Raw genomic sequence first — 17,633 nt, forward strand, 5'->3', positions numbered from 1 at the left:
TTTTGGTATATAAGCATGTCAAGCACTGAATCCCCTGCCCCGCGTCGGCGTTTATCCCGTGAAGGTCGCCTGCGCCAGTTACTCGATGTGGCCTGGCAACTGGTCCGCGCAGAGGGCACCGACGCCCTGACCCTGGGCCGTCTGGCAGAACTGGCGGGCGTTACCAAGCCGGTGGTCTACGACCACTTCACTACGCGTGCAGGGTTACTGACCGCGTTGTATGCAGATTTCGACGAGCGTCAGGATCAGGTCTTTACCGATGCCATCCAGACCAGCAACGCAACCCTGGAGGACCGAGCCTGGGTGATCGCCTCGTCCTATGTCGATTGCGTGTTGTTGCAAGGCCGGGAAATCCCGGGGGTGATTGCGGCGCTGAGCGGTTCGCCGGAGCTGGAGGCGCTCAAGCGTGAATATGAGGCGATCTTCCTGGAGAAATGCCGCGACGCGCTGGCCCCCTTCGCCTCAGGTGGCAGTATTTCCCAGGCTGGCCTGCGGGCCATGCTCGGTGCAGCAGAAGCGTTGTCCCATGCGGCGGCCAATGGCGAGATCAGCCGCGAGGAGGCGCAAGAGGAATTGCTGGCGACCATCCTGGGGATGGTCAATCGCGTCAGGCGGTAGGAGAACGGCCCTGGATAAACAGCTGGACCTTGCGCGTCAACTGATCCAGGTGCCGGTCGCGCTGCTTCTCCGCGTCGACCATGGCGCGCTTGCCGTGCTTTTGCAGCAGGTAGGTATGGATCTGGCGTACTTCCAGCGAGCTATAGATCGGCGCCACATCCAGCACGCCCATCAGCCCGTCGGTGCCGTAGTCGCGGGTGTTCATCAACACTTGCGTACCCCGCGCCCCGCGCACTCGGAACCCCATGGCCTCGAAGACCGGGACCTTCTCCACCGCACAGGCCAGCTCAGCATGGGGATAGCGCGCCAGCACCTCGCCCAGCATGCCCCGCGCCACACCCTGACGACGAAAGCCAGCCTGCACCGCCATGAAGGCTATGCCACACGCCTCTGGATCGTCCTTCACCGGCAGGTATAGGCAAAAACCAATAACGGTCTCTGCCTGCATCGCCACGACCAACTCGACGGCAATGCCCTTTGTGCCATCCAACGCCTCAAGGTACAGATGCACCTCAAAGCCAATGGCGTACTGGTAGATGTTGTACAGCAGGTTGCTTGGCGCCAACGCCACGCTGCTGATGTCGGTGAGGTTGTCCACCACCATCTGCAGGATCTGGCTGTTGACCGATTCTGGGCACGGCGTGGTATAGCGGGTAAGGCTGAACATGCAAATTCCTGGAGTTTCGCGTCAAGGCAGCGGCGATTGTACCCGTTGCGGCCCCCTCATGGCCCGCATACCTCGCGCAGGCAACCGCGCAGCCAGCGATGGCCCAGGTCGGCATCCTGGCGTGGGTGCCAAAGCATTGCCACGGTGAACGTCGGTAACGTGACCGGCAGTTCAAAGCAGTGCAGCCCTCGGGCCGGTACGGTGATGTAGCGCTCAGGCACGCTGGCGATCAGGTCAGTCTCGCGGGCCAGGGCGATGGCAGTGTTGAAGCCGGCGACCACGATACCGACCTGCCGTACAAGACCCAGGGCCTGCAGTGCAGCGTCGATCTGACCACGATCCTGCCCACGCCGCGACACATAGACATGTTGCCCCTGGGCAAAACGCGCGGCGCTGATCTTGCCGCGGCTCAAGGCATGGCCATCGCGCACTACGCCCACCAGGCGGTCACGAAACAGCGCCTGGGTCAGCACCTCGGGGCTGGCGTCGGCATCGACCACACCGGTTTCCAGGTCGACACCGCCTTCGCGTAACAGCGCGCTGGCTTTGTCGCTTTTATTGACGAAACGCAAACGCACACCTGGGGCCTGACGTGCGATGCGCGCCAACAGCGCCGGGCCGAAGCTTTCGACAAACTCCTCACTGGTGCGCAGGGTGAAGGTGCGCACCAACCCACCCAGATCCAGGCTGTGAGCCGGACGCAGCACGGCGTAGGCATCCTGCACCAGTTGGCTGACCTGCTCGCGTAATTGCAACGCCCGTGGCGTCGGCACCAAGCCGCGACCGGCGCGTACCAGCAACGGATCACCAGTGGCCGCACGCAAACGCGCCAGGGCCCGGCTCATGGCCGAAGGGCTCAGGCGCAGGCGCTTGGCGGCACGGGCGACGCTGCCTTCGGCCAGCAAAATATCCAGGGTGATCAGCAAATTGAAGTCGGTCATGCGGGCTCCGATGAGTATGGGTATTGCCGAAGGCGCTCACCCTCGCGACGCTCTAAATGGGGGAGCGGCTTGCCCTAACGCCGGTCAGTTAAGCGCAGACCCCCTGTGGGATGGGGCTTGCTCCCGATGGCGGCCTGACAGCCGAACAGAATGTTGGATCAGACCGAGTACATATCCGTTATTTGGGCAACGGCCACTATTGGTTCCGCTTTTACAGCGGGTCACTTTGAAAAGCGCAAAGTAACCAAACGCTCTTGCCCCACCACTCGGCACCTCGCCCAGGCTCGGTGTGCCCGTAATCCGCCAGCGTGGTTTAACGGGGCGCCTAAGATCAAGATCAAAAGCCAGATCAAGAGCGACTCGCTGCGCATCGTGGTTACCGGCGGTCGCTACATCAAAGATGTGTAAATACCCATGGCCATCGGGGGCAAGCCCCCTCCCACAGGTCCGGTGGCGTACCAGTAGTTGTGGAACACCATGCCCCGATGAGGCGTTTTGTGCAGCTATAACCTGCAACCCATGCGTCTTCCGCCATCTTAGGTGACGCCGTAGATTTGTGACAGTCGCATTCACTCAAGGAAACGCTCATGCAGACGTCCTCACGCGGCGGCCTTGTCGCCTTGTCGTTATCCATGTTGTTGGCCGCGCTGGGCACCAGCATCGCCAATGTCGGTCTGCCAAGCCTGGCGCACGCATTCGCGGCATCGTTTCACGCAGTGCAATGGGTGGTGCTCGCCTACCTGTTGGCCATCACTGCAGTGATCGTCAGCGCCGGGCGCCTGGGCGACTACCTGGGTCGTCGACGCCTGTTGCTGGCCGGGTTATTGCTGTTTGCCCTGGCATGCGCAGGCTGTGCCGCCTCGCCCTCCTTGCCCTGGCTGGTCGGCGCACGGGTGCTGCAGGGCCTGGGCGCGGCAATCATGATGGCGATGACCCTGGGCATGGTTGGTGACACGGTCAGCAAGCAAAACACTGGTCGGGTCATGGGCCTGCTCGGCACGATGTCAGCGCTTGGCACCGCCATGGGCCCCAGCCTCGGGGGGCTATTACTCAGTCTTTGGGGCTGGCAGGCGTTGTTCCTGGTCGGTATGCCATTGGCCGGGTTGGCCGCCGTCCTCGCCTATCGCTATCTGCCGATGGATGCTTGCCGCCGTGACGCGTCACTCCCGGATACATTCCGGCCGCCCTTGCGCGATGCGGGGTTGCGCGCCGGCCTGGCAATGAGCGCCCTCGTGTCGGCGGTGATCATGGCCACGTTTGTGGTGGGCCCGTTCTATCTGTCCCGTGGCTTGGGCCTGGATCCCGCCTTGATGGGCCTGGCGATGGCGGTTGGCCCGGCGGTCGCGGCCATTACCGGCATACCGGCGGGCTACCTTACCGACCGCCTGGGTACCCGGCGCCTGACCCTGGTGGGCATAGGCACGATGCTGTGCGCTGCGCTTTGGTTGTCGCAGGTCTCGGGGCTCGTCGCGTACATCGCGGCACTGATGGGGTTGACGACGGGCTACAGCCTGTTCCAGGCGGCCAACAATACCGCAGTCATGAGCGATGTGCCGGCGACACGCCGGGGTACCGTTGCCGGCCTGTTGAATCTGTCGCGCAACCTGGGCCTGATTTTCGGCGCATCGGTCCTGGGCGCGGTCTTCGCCCGCAGCAGCCCGGATGTCACCCAGGCTACGCCACAGACTGTGACCGCCGGCCTGCATGCCACCTTCGCCACAGCAGCGGGGTTGATCCTGCTCGCCGGTGTGATTGCCTGGAATCGCGCGCGCAAACGGGCCGGCTCGGAGCAGACAAATATTGACAAGTTAAAATCGTAACGACTATTGTCTGACAACCTGATCACCAAGGTTTCATCATGCTTGAGCTCCAGCGCCCCGATTCGCTCGTCGTACGGGTTGTCAGCGCGATTCGCGCAGAAATCGAATCCGGCCAGTTGGCCCCGGAGTCGCGCCTGCCTACCGAACAGCAACTGGCTGAACAGCTCAACGTCAGCCGCTCCGTGGTGCGCGAAGCCATTGCCCAGCTCAAGGCTGACGGCGTCCTCACCGCCCGCCGCGGCCTGGGCTCATTTATTTCGCAGACGCCCGCTGGCACGGTGTTCCGTTTCCCGCAGCCGAACGGGCGCCGGCCTGACCTGGCGCAGATGTTCGAAGTGCGCCTGTGGATCGAAACGCAGGCCGCCTCGATTGCCGCCCAGCGACGTGACGCTACCGACCTGCAACGCATGAAAAGCGCCTTGCAGGCCATGCAGGACAACCGTGACGATTTCGAGGCCGCGGCCCTGGCCGATGTGGAATTCCACCGCGCCATCGCCGACGCCAGCAAGAATGACTACTTCGTGGCCTTCCATGACTTCCTCAGGAGCCAGTTGGCCAGTGCCCGCAAGACCGCGTGGGAAAACTCCGCGTCGCGCTTCGCTACCGGCTCGGCCGATGCGACCCAGGAACACCAGCAGCTCTACCAAGCCATTGCCGACGGCGACGCTCAACGCGCAGCCGCCAGCGCCGAGGCGCATTTGCGTGCAGCAGCACGCCGCCTGCAACTGGAATTGCCGACCACGAATTGATCCACTGTGTTTATAGCGTGTCCTGGGACACGCCATTTTTTTAACAAAAACATTAGTCTGACAACCTGATAAGCAGACTGAAATGTGTGACTTGGGAACTCCTGCAATGATTCACGATTTTTGCATCATCGGCGGCGGCATCGTTGGCCTGGCCACCGCCATGGAATTGCTCAAGCGCCAGCCAGGCGCGTCACTGGTGATCCTGGAAAAAGAACCGGTGCTGGCCAAGCACCAGACCGGTCACAACAGCGGCGTGATTCATGCAGGCATCTACTACGCCCCCGGCAGCCTCAAGGCCGACCTGTGCAAACGCGGCGCTGAAGCCACCAAGCAGTTCTGCCGTGATCACGGGATCAAGTTCGAGGTGTGCGGCAAGCTGCTGGTGGCGTCCAGCCCGCTGGAAATGCAACGGATGGAAGCGTTGCACGCCCGCGCCCAGCTTAACGGCATGCAGGTCGAGCGCCTGGATGCCGAGCAATTGCGCCAGCGTGAACCGAACATTGTCGGCCTCGGCGGGTTGTTTCTCGACGCCACCGGGATCGTCGATTACCGCCAGGTGTGCGAGACCATGGCCCAGGTGATCCGTCGCGGCGGCGGGCAGATCTGCCTGGAGCGCACAGTAACCGCCATTCACGAAGACACCGATAAAGTCACCGTCAGTACCCATGGCGAAACCTGGCAAGCCCGCCACCTGGTGGTGTGCGCCGGCTTGCAATCGGACCGCCTGGCCCGCCTGGCCGGAATCAGCATTGATCATCAGATCATCCCGTTTCGCGGCGAGTACTTCCGCCTGCCGGCATCGAAGAACAACATCGTCAACCACCTGATCTACCCGATTCCCGATCCGGAGCTGCCGTTCCTCGGCGTCCACCTGACCCGCATGATCGACGGCAGCGTCACCGTCGGCCCGAATGCCGTACTCGGGCTGGGGCGCGAGAACTACCGCAAGTTCTCGGTGAACTGGCGCGACGTGGCGCAGTACGCCAGTTTTCCGGGTTTCTGGAAAACCCTTTGGCAAAACCTCGGCTCCGGTACCACCGAGATGAAGAACTCGCTGTTCAAGTCCGGTTACCTGGAGCAGTGCCGCAAATACTGCCCGTCCCTGACCCTCGACGACCTGCTGCCCTATGAGGCCGGTATCCGCGCCCAGGCAGTCATGCGCGATGGCAGCCTGGTCCACGATTTCCTGTTCGCACAGACCTCGCGAATGCTCCACGTGTGCAACGCGCCCTCGCCGGCCGCCACGTCAGCCATGCCCATCGGCGCGATGATCGCCGACCGCCTGTTCCACCCCGAGTAATACCCGCTCTGCCCGTTCACCCAACAATAACTACAAAGACCCAGAAGGAAGTCCAGCATGACGGCAACCGCCTCCATCCCCGGCACCGAAACGCCTGTGCAAACCCGAAAGCGCCTGCGCAAAGTCGCGGCCGCCACCATTTTTGGCTCGATGCTGGAGTGGTACGACTTTTACCTGTACGCAACCATGGCGGCCATTGTGTTCTCGAAGATCTTCTTCGATAACAGCGACCCCAAGACGGCCACGCTGATGGCCTTTTCCACCTTCGCCATCGGCTTTATCGCCCGCCCGTTCGGCGGCATCCTGTTTGGCTACCTGGGCGACAAGTTCGGACGCAAGCAGGTGCTGGTGCTGACCTTCTGCCTGATGGGCGTGTGCACCACGCTGATCGGCCTGATCCCCAGCTACGCCTCCATCGGCATCTGGGCCCCGATCCTGCTGGTGTTCATCCGCATCATCCAGGGCCTGGGCGCCGGTGCCGAGTTGTCGGGCGCCGCAGTGACATCCTACGAACACGCCGCCCAGGGCAAGCGCGGCAGCCAGGGCGCCTGGCCGGCACTGGGCCTGAACCTGGGCCTGCTGCTGTCCTCGCTGACCATTTACCTGCTGACCATCAACGGCAACGAGTTCCTGCTGGCTGGCGGCTGGCGTATTCCATTTATCTGCAGCATCGTGCTGGTGGGCGTGGGCCTGTGGGTACGTAACAGCATTCCGGAAACCCCGCAGTTCCAGGAACTGAGTAAAGAGGCCGTCAAGGCCAAGCCGTCCCCGCTCAAGGCGCTGTTCAAGAACGATCTCAAGGGCCTCGCGGTGGTGTTCTTTGTTGCTATTGGCTACAACGCCCTGAGCTACATTTTCAAGACCTTCTCTCTGGCCTACCTGACTCAATTCAAAGGCGTAGACGTGCATGTCACCTCCCTGTCGGTGACCATCGCCAGCCTGGTCGCCATCGTCGCGGTGCCCTGCTTCGGCTGGCTGTGCGACAAGTGGAGCAGCAAGACCGTGCTGATGCTCGGTGGCCTGTGCTCGTTGCTGTTCGCCTACCCGTTCCTGGCGCTGCTCAACAGTGGCGAAAGCCTGATGATCTACCTCGCCATCGGCGTAGGCACCGGCATCCTCGCGCCGATGATGTTCGCTCCCCAGGGCTCGTTCCTGAGCCGGCAGTTCCCGACCCAGACGCGCTCATCGGGCTTCGGCACCGGGCGTGAAATCGGCACGGCCATTGCCGGTGGCCTGGCACCGCTGGGCGCGCTGTCGATGGTGGCGGCCTCGGCCACCCATTCCACCGATGGGGTGGTGATCATCCTCGCGGTTTCTGCGCTGTTGGTGGTGGTGTTTGCCCTGTGCGATCAGGGCGCAAAACATTCGACATTCAAGAACTGAAGAAAAAAAGTTCGGACCAACGGGTGCATGGATGCACCTGGATCGCGCATCATGGGCACTTTCAAGCTCAAGGGTAACGTCCATGCGCGTTCTGTCATTGATGATGGGTCTTACGACGCTGGCCGCCAGTACGGTGTTCTGCGCCAGCGCGATGGCGAATGAAGAAAGTCAGTTGATACAACAGATCAATCAATACCGCAGCCAGCTGCAACGCTGCGGTGACCAAGGCTCCCAGGAGTTGCCGCCACTGACCAGCGACACACGCCTGGTGCTGCCGGCCTCCAACGTCGGCGACTTGCAGCAGTCCCTGGCGCGGGCTGCGTACCCGATGGTCAACGTGCAGGCCATCAGCCTGTCCGGGCCAAAGGACGCCGACGCCGCCATGAAAGCGGTACGCGAAAGCTTCTGCCGGGTGGTGCTGGACCCGCAATTTGTCGACATCGGCGTGAGTAACAGCGGCCAGGACTGGCGCATCGTATTGGCCCGCCCGTTGGTGACCAGTGGCCTGGGTGACTGGCAGACCGAGGGCCGGCAACTGCTCAACCTGGTCAACGCCGCTCGCGCAGAAACGCGCACTTGCGGCACCCAGGCGTTCACCGCCGCCGCCCCGCTGTCGTGGAACGATGCACTCGCCAGCGCTGCCAACAGCCACACACGTAACATGGCCAACGGCAATTTCTTCGACCACCTGGACCACGACGGCCGTACCCCTGGCGACCGCGCCGAACTGGCCGGGTATATCGCCAAGAACATTGGTGAGAACATCGCCGCCGGCCTCGATACCCCACGCAAGGTCGTCGACGGGTGGCTCGCCAGCCCTGGCCATTGCGCCAACCTCATGAACCCGCAATTTCGCGAATTGGGGGCCGCCTACGCGATGGATCCCAAGAGCGACGCGGGCATCTACTGGACCGGAGTATTCGCCGCCCAATAAGCCTTGGGCGAGCGCCTGGAAAGCGCTGAATTTATTCATCCATATGCAGATATGTTCAAACTGCTATCACCTGCATGGTCGCGCTGAACTGGTTGCGGTCATGCAGGTCTGTTGCTTGCGACCTGACGTTTCAGGCAATAGTTGAACCGTGGCAAATAAGGTGTTGACCCAATGATGAATTGGCTGCAAGACGGCAGCGACATGGCCGAGCGGGTCCGCCAGCATGATTGGGCCAGTACGCCCCTGGGGCCGCTGGAGCAGTGGCCCGACGTATTGAAGACCACCGCCGCGCTGTGCTTCGCCTCCCGGTTTCCCCAGGCCATCGTCTGGGGGCCTGAATTGATTACGCTCTATAACGATGCGTTCGCCCCGATCCTGGGTAACAAGCCTGAGGCATTGGGCCGCCCGTTCAACGAGGTATGGCATGAGGTGTGGAGCGATATCAGCCCCATCGCCAGCGCTGCATTCGATGGGCATGCCACCTTCATCGAGAACTTCCCGCTGCTGATCCAGCGCAATGATGTGCCTGAACAAGCCTACTTCACCTTCTGCTACAGCCCCATCCGTGACTCCCGGGGCAAGGTGGTCGGCATGCTCGACACGGTGACCGAGACCACCGCCACTGTGTTTCTCGCCCGGCGCCTGGAAGTGCTGGATGCCATCGGCAGCACTGTAGCCAACGCCACCGACGCCGAAACAATCATGACCGCCACCACCCAGTTATTGGCGCAACACCTGCAGGTGTCCATTTGCGCTTACGCCGACATGGATGCCGATGAAGACGGCTTCACCATCCGCGGCGACTGGGCGGCGAACGGCTCGCCAAGCATCATCGGCCATTACAGCCTGGCGCAGTTCGGCGAACGCGCCGTGACCTGCCTGCGGGCCGGCGCGCCGCTGGTGATTTGCAATAACCTGGTCGAACTGCCGGCCGATGAGTCGGCGACCTTCCAGGCCCTGGGCGTAACCGCCACCATCTGCATGCCGCTGATCAAGGATGGGCGCCTCACCGCGTTGATGGCCATACATGACAAGCAGCCCCGCTACTGGTCTTCCTACGACCTGGCGTTGTTGGGCGAAGTCACGGAGCGCTCCTGGGCGCACATTGAGCGCGTGCGCGCCGATGCCGCCGTACGCGAGGGGCTGGCGGCATACACCGAACTCAACGCCACCCTGGAGCAGCGGGTGGAAGAACGTACCCTCGCCCTGGCCCAGGCCGAGGCTGCACTGCGCCAATCGCAAAAGCTTGAAGCCATCGGCCAGCTTACTGGCGGCGTGGCCCATGATTTCAACAACCTGCTGACCATCATTCGCTCGTCCGTGGACTTCCTGCGCCAACCGGGGTTGGCGCAAGAACGTCGCCAGCGCTACATGAGCGCCGTTTCCGATACGGTGGAGCGGGCCAGCAAGCTGACCAGTCAACTGCTCGCCTTTGCCCGTCGCCAGCCGTTGAACCCGCAGGTATTCGATGTCGGTCAGCGGGTGCAGAACATCGGTGAAATGCTTGAAAGCGTCACCGGCGCACGTATCCACGTGAAGGTGCAATTGCCTGATCAGCCTTGCTACGCACGCATCGACCCGAGCCAGTTCGAGACTGCATTGATCAACATCGCCCTCAACGCTCGCGATGCCATGGAAGGCCAGGGCACACTGACGTTGAAAGTCACCGGGCACCAGCCCCTGCCGCGCATCCGCGGGGATGCCGGGTCGCACCTGCCCTACGTGACGATTTCTCTGGCAGACACCGGCCCCGGCATTCCCAGTGACACCTTCGAACGCATTTTCGAGCCGTTCTTTACCACCAAGGCGGTGGGCAAAGGGACAGGCCTGGGTCTATCCCAGGTGTTTGGCTTTGCCAAGCAATCAGGTGGCAATATCGACGTATCCAGCGCCCTCGGCCAAGGCACGGTGTTTACCCTGTACCTGCCACAGGTGGACAGCCAGGACGCACCGCCATCGCCCACGCCCGAGCAGTTCGTGCCACTGCCGAACAACATCCAGCGCCATGTGCTGATCGTGGAAGACAACCTGGAAGTGGGACGCTTCGCCAGCCAGATCCTCCAGGACCTGGGCTACCAGACCACTTGGGCCACCGACGCTCGCCAGGCACTGGCCCTCGCAGGCCCCGACGCTGGGGCGTTCGATGCGATTTTTTCGGATGTGGTGATGCCCGGGATGACCGGCGTGGCGATGGCCAGGTTACTGCGCGAGCGCCGTGCCGACCTGCCGGTGGTGCTCACCTCGGGCTACAGCGAAGAACTGGCCGACAGCGGCTACGAAGGTTTCGAATTCCTCGCCAAGCCCTACTCTGCCGAACAGGTCGCACGCGCCCTGGCCAGGGCCATGTCCAAGGATTGAGCCTATTGCGCGATCACGACCTGATTGCGACCCAGGGATTTGGCGCGGTACAGCGCCTGGTCGGCATCGTTCATCAGGCCGGGCAGATCGTGCTCGTTGCCCTCGGTCGACGCCACCCCGAGGCTCGCGGTCAGGCCCTGCACCGGTTCAGCGCTCAAGCCGGCAATCGCTTCGATCAATTGCTCACCGATAGCCCGCGCAGTCTCCAGGGACGTATTGGGCAGCAGCACGGCAAACTCTTCACCGCCCAGGCGCCCGGACACGTCGGCTTGACGAAACGAAGCGCTGATCACACCGCCGACCTGGCGCAACACCTGGTCACCGGCCTGGTGGCCGTAGGTATCGTTGATGTATTTGAAATGGTCCATGTCCAGCATCAGCGCACACAGCGGCTGCTGGTTCTGTCGACACTGCGTGTACAACAACTGGGCATGCTCGAAGAAAGCACGACGATTCTTCAGGCCGGTGAGTTCGTCGGTCTGTGCGGCATGGGTTGAAATGGTGTGGGCCTGTTCCATTTGCCGGGTCAGGCGAAAAGCTTTTTCCAGGGCATCAGACAGCTTGCGCGTGGCACTCATCACAAAGGTCGAGAACACCAGCACCGCAAGCGCCACGCCAACCTGCATCGATGAAGGCTGCAATAGCAACCACAGCGTACACGGCAGCAGCACCAGGGCCATGGCCCCCAGCGTCATGTAGCGATACGCTGAGTAACAGGATACGGCGCTGACCGACATGCCTACGGTAAACAACATGACCAGCACTTGAGACACCCGGTCGTCACTGGGCATGACCGCCAACGCACCGCCACCCCAGATGCCGGCCGATAACATCAATGTGACCCAGTAACGCCGCTCCCAGCGAGCGGGTGTGCGCTCGCTGTCAGGGCACCCAAACCAGCCCATGAACATCTTCAATCGCAGCAGCGACGCACCCGCCAGCAACACCAGCCACACCAGCATGACCCGGTGCTCAAAGCGATCCCAGCACAGCCAGCAGAGCATGGCCGCGCCCAAGTAACTGCCGAACACCGCGGAAAACGATTGGCGAAACAGCTGATGCAAACGGTCAGTTCGCACCTGCTCCTCGATCACGTCGTCCTGATCCTGCGCACGACTGAAGCTGTTCATGCAAACCGCCTGTTTGGACTGCTACGACAAAGGCGCCATTGTGGCACCCTGCCAGTAGCCTGGACAACTGCGTCCAGCAAGGAAGAGCCCTTAAAGTCCTTGCGGGCGCAGAATCAGTACGCCCAACGGCGGCAGGTTCAACGACAACGACGCCGGTTGCCCATGACGTGGCTCCTCCTGGGCAAGCACCTCTCCGCCGTTGCCAAAGTTTGACCCGGCGTAGGTATCCGCATCACTGTTGATCACCTCGCTCCAGCGCCCGCCGAAGGGCACACCCACCGCATAGCCTTCACGCGGTACCGGGGTGAAGTTGGCGACCACCAGCACCGGCTTACCGTCCTTGCTCCAGCGCAGCCAGGCGTAGACGCTGTTGATCGCGTCATCGCCAATCAACCATTGGAAGCCCTGGGGTGCATCATCCTGTTCGTGCAGCGCCGGCTCCTCGCGATACAGGCGGTTCAAGTCACCCACCAGCTTCTGCACGCCGCGGTGCTCGGGGTATTGCAACAAGTACCAATCCAGTTGCTGGTCATGGTTCCACTCGCGCCACTGGCCAAACTCACAGCCCATGAACAAGAGCTTCTTGCCCGGGTGCATCCACATGAAACTCAGGTAGGCGCGCAGGTTGGCGAACTTCTGCCAGCGGTCGCCAGGCATCTTGTCGATCAGCGAGTGCTTGCCGTGCACCACCTCGTCGTGGGAGATCGGCAGGATAAAACGCTCGGACCAGGCGTAGACCAGGCCAAAACTCAGTTCGTTGTGATGATGGGCGCGGTACACCGGGTCTTGCTGAATGTAATGCAGCGAGTCATGCATCCACCCCATGTTCCACTTGTAGTTGAACCCCAGGCCACCCTGTTGGGTCGGCTGGCTCACCCCGGGCCAGGCGGTGGACTCCTCGGCAATCACCAAGGCCCCCGGCGCTTCCAGGGCGACCACGTCGTTCAAGTGCCGCAGGAAGTCGATGGCTTCCAGGTTTTCCCGGCCGCCATGGCGATTGGGCACCCACTCTCCAGCCTTGCGCGAGTAGTCGCGGTACAACATCGACGCCACCGCATCCACTCGCAGACCGTCGACATGGAAATGCTTGAGCCAGTGCAACGCCGACGCCAACATGAAGCCATGGACCTCGGTGCGGCCCAGGTTGTAGATCAACGTGTCCCAATCCTGGTGGAAGCCTTCCAGCGGGTTGGCATATTCGTACAGCGCCGTGCCGTCGAATTGCGCCAGGCCGTGGGTGTCAGTGGGAAAATGCGCCGGCACCCAGTCAAGGATCACGCCGATATCTGCCTGATGGCAGGCATTGACGAACCAGGCGAAGTCTTCCGGCGAGCCAAAGCGCGCACTGGGCGCGAACTGCGACAGGGCTTGATAGCCCCAGGAACCGCCAAAGGGATGCTCCATGATCGGCATCAGCTCGATATGAGTGAAGCCCAGTTGCTGCACATAGGGAATCAGGCGCTCGGCCAGTTCACGCCAGCCGTACTGGCGGGCGACTTCGCCGGTCTCGTCCAGTTCGCACTGCCAGGAGCCCACATGCAGCTCATAGATCGACAACGGCGCAGTGGATTTCTGCTTGTCGCCACGGGCCTGCATCCAGTCATGGTCCTGCCAGTCGACCTGCAAGGGAGCGGCGACTTTAGAGGCGGTATCGGGCGGCAATTGGGTGGCCAGGGCCATGGGGTCGGCCTTGAGCGGCAGAATCCCATGGGCACCGAGGATTTCATATTTGTAGGCGGCACCCGGTTGCAGGCGAGGGATAAAAATCTCCCAGACGCCAGACGGATGGCGCAGGCGCATCGGATGACGGCGACCGTCCCAGATATTGAAGTCGCCCACCACCGAGACCCGCCGTGCATTCGGTGCCCATACCGCAAAACGCACGCCCGCGACGCCATCGACGCTGGTCACCTGGGCGCCGAGGCAACTGCCAAGGTCACGATGATTGCCTTCGGCAAACAGGTAGAGGTCCATTTCCCCCAGCAACAATTGGCTGAAGCTGTAGGGGTCTTCGGTGATCTGCTCGCCGCCCGCCCACTGGATTTTCAACAGGTAAGGTTGACGCGTACCGAACTGCCCGACAAACAAACCCGGTACCTGGTTGGCCTCCAGGCTGCCAAGGGTCTCGCTGCCATCGCGGCTGAGCACTTGGACGCTCAACGCCTCCGGCAGAAAGACGCGGATAAACTGCCCCCCCTGCTCGTCGTCATGGGGCCCCAGGATCGAGAATGGATCGGGGTGCTCGGCGCGCACCAGCGCTTCGACGTCCTTGGACGCCGGCAATGCCGTCAGCTTGGGCTGCAGCGGTTCTTTATGTGTAAAACTCATGAGGTCTCCCCACCGCGTACAGGTTTCGATTTAGGTGTTAGCCCGCTGAGCAAACCGTGCAGCCCTTGCAGGGGCACCGGCAACCAGGTCGGGCGATTTTCCGCTTCGTAGGCCACTTCGTACGCAGCCTTCTCCAGGCTGAACAACGTCAGCGCTGCGTCCTGGCCCTTGGCATCCTGCCAATCATGCGCCAGTGTAGCCGTCGCCGCCTGGTAAGCCTGGGTAAATGCCTGGCGGGCTTCATTCAGGTAGCGATCGGTCACGCGTTTACGCGCGTTGTCCGCTTCCGGCGAGTGATCCACTCCTTGCACATTCAGGGCCATGGCCGCCGCGTAATCGAAGGAGCGCAACACACCACTCACATCTTTATAGGGGCTGTGTTTGCCACGCCGTTCATGCAGTGGTCGCGCCGGTTCGCCTTCAAAGTCGATCAGGTAGGCATCGCCCTTGACCACCAATACCTGGCCCAGATGCAAGTCTCCATGCACCCGGATACGCAATCCGCCTAGCGTGGCCTTCGCCAGCGCCTGGACATGCCCGGCGTTGGCTTTTTTCTGCGCCAGTAATTCACTGACCAACGCCTGATCAGCGGGGTTCAACTGGCTTTGATGAAGTTTGAGCAGTTGCAGGGCGCGGTCGATCTGGGCGCCGACATCCTTGGCCCAGGCCTGGGTATCCTTGGCCGTGGTGAGTTCGGGCTTGAAAGCCTTGTCGGCGGTCGGCGCGCCCAGCACCAGGTGCATTTCCCCCAGGCGCTGGCCAAGCAGCCCGGCGAAATCCGCCAGTTCCCCCAGGGCGTTGTAGTGCTGCTCCTGTTCGGAGATGGCCTCGGCCAGTTCGTCGCGGATCGCCCGCTCCAGGTTGTTCTGGGTCCAGCTCCAGGCATCGCCCTGGTTGCTGAGGTAGCCTTGGGCAATCATCAGCAGGTTGTCCTGGCCTTGCCCATCGCGGCGACTCATCGAACCCAGCAATGGCGAAATATTCGGGTAGCCGGCGGCGGTCAGGTAGGCACTCATTTCCAGCTCCGGGTGCACCCCGGCGCTGACTTTGCGGATCAACTTGAGCACCAGGCTCTCGCCCACTACCACCGAGCTGTTGGACTGCTCGGCGGACAAGTAGCGCACCGGCGATTCGCTGCCCAGTTGCAGCCCGGCCAAGTGTTGGGTCGACTCGAAACGCAGATCGCCCTCAACGGAACTGAGCACGGTACCGGCCTGCATGGCCTGGATCACCTCACGGATAAACTGCTCAAGGCTGAACGCATCAGTCACCAACCCTACCTGGCGGGTACGCCGCACGCGAGCCAGGGCCAATTGCTGGGGCAAGGCACTGGTGAACTGGTCTTCGCCCAGAAAGCCCAACGGCAATTGATAACGGCTGACCTGGCCGCCACTGGTTACCTCGATTTCACTGAGCAGCACCGGGTGCTGCGGGTCGCCAAAGCGAACACCGTAAGCGATGTGCACGCTGTCGATGGCCGTGTCTTTGCCGGCAAACCAGCGACGCTTGGGCAGCCAGGCCGGCAATGAGGTTTGCTCAAGACTGGTGCGGCAAGGTTCTTCCAACAATTCTTCCATGCGTTTTTTCAGTACCAGGGTGGTGAAGTCAGGCATGCTTTGCGCCGGTTCCACATGCCAGCTGGGCATCTGGTTCTCCGCCGCCAGTACAAACCAATAGAAGCCATAGGGCGCCAGGGTCAGCAGGAAATTCAGCTGGCCGATGGGTGGGAACGCATTACCGCCAAGCATTTCCACCGGTACCATGCCGGCAAACGCAGACAGGTCCAGCTCCGCAGCCTGGGCGCTGCGCGACACGTTGGCCACGCACAGGATGATCTCGCTACGGCCATCTTCGCCGGTGTACTCACGGGTATAGGCAAGAATGCGGCGATTGGTTGGCGAAAGCATTTTCAGGCTGCCGCGGCCAAACGCCTTCGACTGCTTGCGTACGGCGAGCATGCGTCGGGTCCAGTTGAGCAGCGAGTGCGGGTCCTGGGCCTGGGTTTCGACGTTGACCGACTGATAACCGTATTGCGCGTCCATGATCGGCGGCAACACCAGGCTGGCCGGGTCGGCGCGGGAAAAACCGCCGTTGCGGTCGATGGACCATTGCATCGGTGTACGCACGCCGTCGCGGTCGCCCAGATAGATGTTGTCACCCATGCCAATTTCATCGCCGTAATACAAGGTCGGCGTGCCCGGCATCGACAGCAACAGGCTATTGAGCAACTCCACACGGCGGCGATCGCGCTCCATCAGCGGCGCCAGGCGCCGGCGGATGCCCAGGTTGATACGCGCGCGGCGGTCGGCGGCGTAGTAGTTCCACAGGTAGTCGCGCTCCCTGTCGGTGACCATTTCCAGGGTCAGTTCATCGTGGTTGCGCAGGAAGATCGCCCATTGGCAGTTGGCGGGAATCTCCGGGGTCTGACGCAAAATATCAGTGATGGGGAAGCGATCTTCCTGGGCCAATGCCATGTACATGCGCGGCATCAGCGGAAAGTGGAAGGCCATGTGGCACTCATCGCCGTCATCGCCCTTGCGGTCGCCAAAGTACAGCTGGGTGTCTTCCGGCCATTGGTTGGCCTCGGCCAGCAGCATGCGGTCAGGGTAATGGGCGTCGATTTCGGCACGGATCTGCTTGAGAACGTCGTGGGTTTCCGCAAGGTTTTCGTTATTGGTGCCGTCGCGTTCGATCAGGTAGGGGATCGCATCCAGGCGCAGGCCGTCGATGCCAAGGTCGAGCCAATAGCGCATCACCGACAGCACCGCTTTCATCACTTGCGGGTTATCGAAGTTGAGGTCGGGCTGGTGCGAATAGAAGCGGTGCCAGAAGTACTGGCCCGCCACCGGGTCCCAGGTCCAGTTGGACTTTTCGGTGTCGAGGAAAATAATGCGCGTGCCGTCGTACTTCTGGTCATCGTCCGACCATACGTAGAAATCCCGTGCCGCCGAGCCCGGCTTGGCCTTGCGCGCACGCTGGAACCAGGGGTGCTGGTCGGAGGTGTGATTGATCACCAGCTCGGTGATCACCCGCAGCCCGCGCTTATGGGCTTCGGCAATGAAGCGCTTGGCGTCGGCCATGGTCCCGTAGTCGCTGTGTACGCCACGGTACTCGGCAATATCGTAGCCGTCATCACGGCGTGGCGAAGGGTAGAACGGCAACAGCCAGATGGTGTTCACACCGAGGTCGGCAATGTAGTCGAGCTTGGCAATCAGCCCGGGAAAGTCACCGATGCCATCGTTGTTGGAGTCGAAATAGGATTTGACGTGAACCTGATAGATCACCGCGTCCTTGTACCAGAGCGGGTCTTTGATAAAGGTGGCTGCCTTGGGTTTCTTCGCCATTGGAAACTCCTGAAATTCTGCACACGCAAATGCAATCAATGTGGGAGGGGCTTGCCCCCTC

At 61.9% G+C, this 17,633-nt stretch carries 12 protein-coding genes; 7 read left to right on the forward strand and 5 right to left on the reverse strand.

What is annotated here, in order from left to right:
- The first annotated feature begins 15 nt into the window (after window positions 1-15).
- Window positions 16-618, forward strand: a complete 603-nt coding sequence (locus tag NMB39_RS15780) for a TetR/AcrR family transcriptional regulator (protein WP_057022438.1) — start codon at window positions 16-18, stop codon at window positions 616-618.
- On the opposite strand, the gene NMB39_RS15785 is transcribed toward NMB39_RS15780, so the two are convergent.
- Together NMB39_RS15785 and NMB39_RS15790 are read right to left on the reverse strand one after the other, a co-directional pair.
- Window positions 608-1,285 carry a GNAT family N-acetyltransferase gene (locus tag NMB39_RS15785; protein WP_494340469.1) on the reverse strand — a complete coding sequence of 226 codons (678 nt, stop codon included), beginning with the start codon at window positions 1,283-1,285 and terminating at the stop codon, window positions 608-610. The two genes, NMB39_RS15780 and NMB39_RS15785, sit on opposite strands and share 11 nt — an antisense overlap.
- A gap of 56 nt (window positions 1,286-1,341) precedes the next feature.
- The gene (locus NMB39_RS15790) at window positions 1,342-2,226 is read right to left on the reverse strand and encodes a LysR family transcriptional regulator (protein ID WP_494340468.1); all 885 of its coding nucleotides are present in this window, start codon (window positions 2,224-2,226) and stop codon (window positions 1,342-1,344) included.
- A 587-nt stretch (window positions 2,227-2,813) separates the two neighbouring features.
- Between NMB39_RS15790 and NMB39_RS15795 the strand changes: the two genes are divergently transcribed.
- The 6 genes from NMB39_RS15795 to NMB39_RS15820 all read left to right on the forward strand — a co-directional run bounded on the left by NMB39_RS15795 (window position 2,814) and on the right by NMB39_RS15820 (window position 10,770).
- Entirely contained in the window at window positions 2,814-4,046 is a 1,233-nt protein-coding gene (locus tag NMB39_RS15795) for an MFS transporter (protein ID WP_494340467.1), read from the forward strand.
- A 38-nt stretch (window positions 4,047-4,084) separates the two neighbouring features.
- Window positions 4,085-4,795: a FadR/GntR family transcriptional regulator gene (locus tag NMB39_RS15800; protein ID WP_494340466.1), complete on the forward strand. Its 711-nt coding sequence runs from the start codon at window positions 4,085-4,087 to the stop codon at window positions 4,793-4,795.
- Window positions 4,796-4,901: 106 nt separating this feature from the next.
- Window positions 4,902-6,095, forward strand: coding sequence for an L-2-hydroxyglutarate oxidase (lhgO, locus tag NMB39_RS15805; protein ID WP_057022442.1), 1,194 nt, complete (start codon window positions 4,902-4,904; stop codon window positions 6,093-6,095).
- Window positions 6,096-6,152: 57 nt separating this feature from the next.
- Window positions 6,153-7,478: an MFS transporter gene (locus NMB39_RS15810; RefSeq protein ID WP_057022443.1), complete on the forward strand. Its 1,326-nt coding sequence runs from the start codon at window positions 6,153-6,155 to the stop codon at window positions 7,476-7,478.
- An 82-nt stretch (window positions 7,479-7,560) separates the two neighbouring features.
- Window positions 7,561-8,412 (forward strand): CAP domain-containing protein, encoded by an 852-nt coding sequence (locus NMB39_RS15815; protein WP_494340465.1) that lies wholly within the window; start codon window positions 7,561-7,563, stop codon window positions 8,410-8,412.
- A 171-nt stretch (window positions 8,413-8,583) separates the two neighbouring features.
- Window positions 8,584-10,770 carry a GAF domain-containing hybrid sensor histidine kinase/response regulator gene (locus NMB39_RS15820; RefSeq protein WP_057022445.1) on the forward strand — a complete coding sequence of 729 codons (2,187 nt, stop codon included), beginning with the start codon at window positions 8,584-8,586 and terminating at the stop codon, window positions 10,768-10,770.
- A gap of 2 nt (window positions 10,771-10,772) precedes the next feature.
- Here the strand turns inward: NMB39_RS15820 and NMB39_RS15825 are convergent, their stop codons facing one another.
- The 3 genes from NMB39_RS15825 to treS form a co-directional block, all read right to left on the reverse strand.
- A complete protein-coding gene (locus NMB39_RS15825; RefSeq protein WP_057022446.1) occupies window positions 10,773-11,900 on the reverse strand; it encodes a GGDEF domain-containing protein in 1,128 nt (375 codons plus the stop codon).
- A 90-nt stretch (window positions 11,901-11,990) separates the two neighbouring features.
- A complete protein-coding gene (gene glgB / locus NMB39_RS15830) occupies window positions 11,991-14,228 on the reverse strand; it encodes a 1,4-alpha-glucan branching protein GlgB (protein WP_306957840.1) in 2,238 nt (745 codons plus the stop codon).
- A complete protein-coding gene (treS, locus tag NMB39_RS15835; RefSeq protein WP_494340464.1) occupies window positions 14,225-17,572 on the reverse strand; it encodes a maltose alpha-D-glucosyltransferase in 3,348 nt (1,115 codons plus the stop codon). Before treS ends, glgB begins: the two co-directional genes overlap by 4 nt.
- Between the last annotated feature and the right edge of the window lie 61 nt (window positions 17,573-17,633).

Source organism: Pseudomonas sp. FBCC-B545, from assembly GCF_059134095.1.

Bases quoted from the DNA above. Each gene is read 5' to 3' on its own strand.
- NMB39_RS15780 (WP_057022438.1), top strand. From the start codon at position 16: ATGTCAAGCACTGAATCCCCTGCCCCGCGTCGGCGTTTATCCCGTGAA.
- NMB39_RS15785 (WP_494340469.1), bottom strand. From the start codon at position 1,285: ATGTTCAGCCTTACCCGCTATACCACGCCGTGCCCAGAATCGGTCAAC.
- NMB39_RS15790 (WP_494340468.1), bottom strand. From the start codon at position 2,226: ATGACCGACTTCAATTTGCTGATCACCCTGGATATTTTGCTGGCCGAA.
- NMB39_RS15795 (WP_494340467.1), top strand. From the start codon at position 2,814: ATGCAGACGTCCTCACGCGGCGGCCTTGTCGCCTTGTCGTTATCCATG.
- NMB39_RS15800 (WP_494340466.1), top strand. From the start codon at position 4,085: ATGCTTGAGCTCCAGCGCCCCGATTCGCTCGTCGTACGGGTTGTCAGC.
- lhgO (WP_057022442.1), top strand. From the start codon at position 4,902: ATGATTCACGATTTTTGCATCATCGGCGGCGGCATCGTTGGCCTGGCC.
- NMB39_RS15810 (WP_057022443.1), top strand. From the start codon at position 6,153: ATGACGGCAACCGCCTCCATCCCCGGCACCGAAACGCCTGTGCAAACC.
- NMB39_RS15815 (WP_494340465.1), top strand. From the start codon at position 7,561: ATGCGCGTTCTGTCATTGATGATGGGTCTTACGACGCTGGCCGCCAGT.
- NMB39_RS15820 (WP_057022445.1), top strand. From the start codon at position 8,584: ATGATGAATTGGCTGCAAGACGGCAGCGACATGGCCGAGCGGGTCCGC.
- NMB39_RS15825 (WP_057022446.1), bottom strand. From the start codon at position 11,900: ATGAACAGCTTCAGTCGTGCGCAGGATCAGGACGACGTGATCGAGGAG.
- glgB (WP_306957840.1), bottom strand. From the start codon at position 14,228: ATGAGTTTTACACATAAAGAACCGCTGCAGCCCAAGCTGACGGCATTG.
- treS (WP_494340464.1), bottom strand. From the start codon at position 17,572: ATGGCGAAGAAACCCAAGGCAGCCACCTTTATCAAAGACCCGCTCTGG.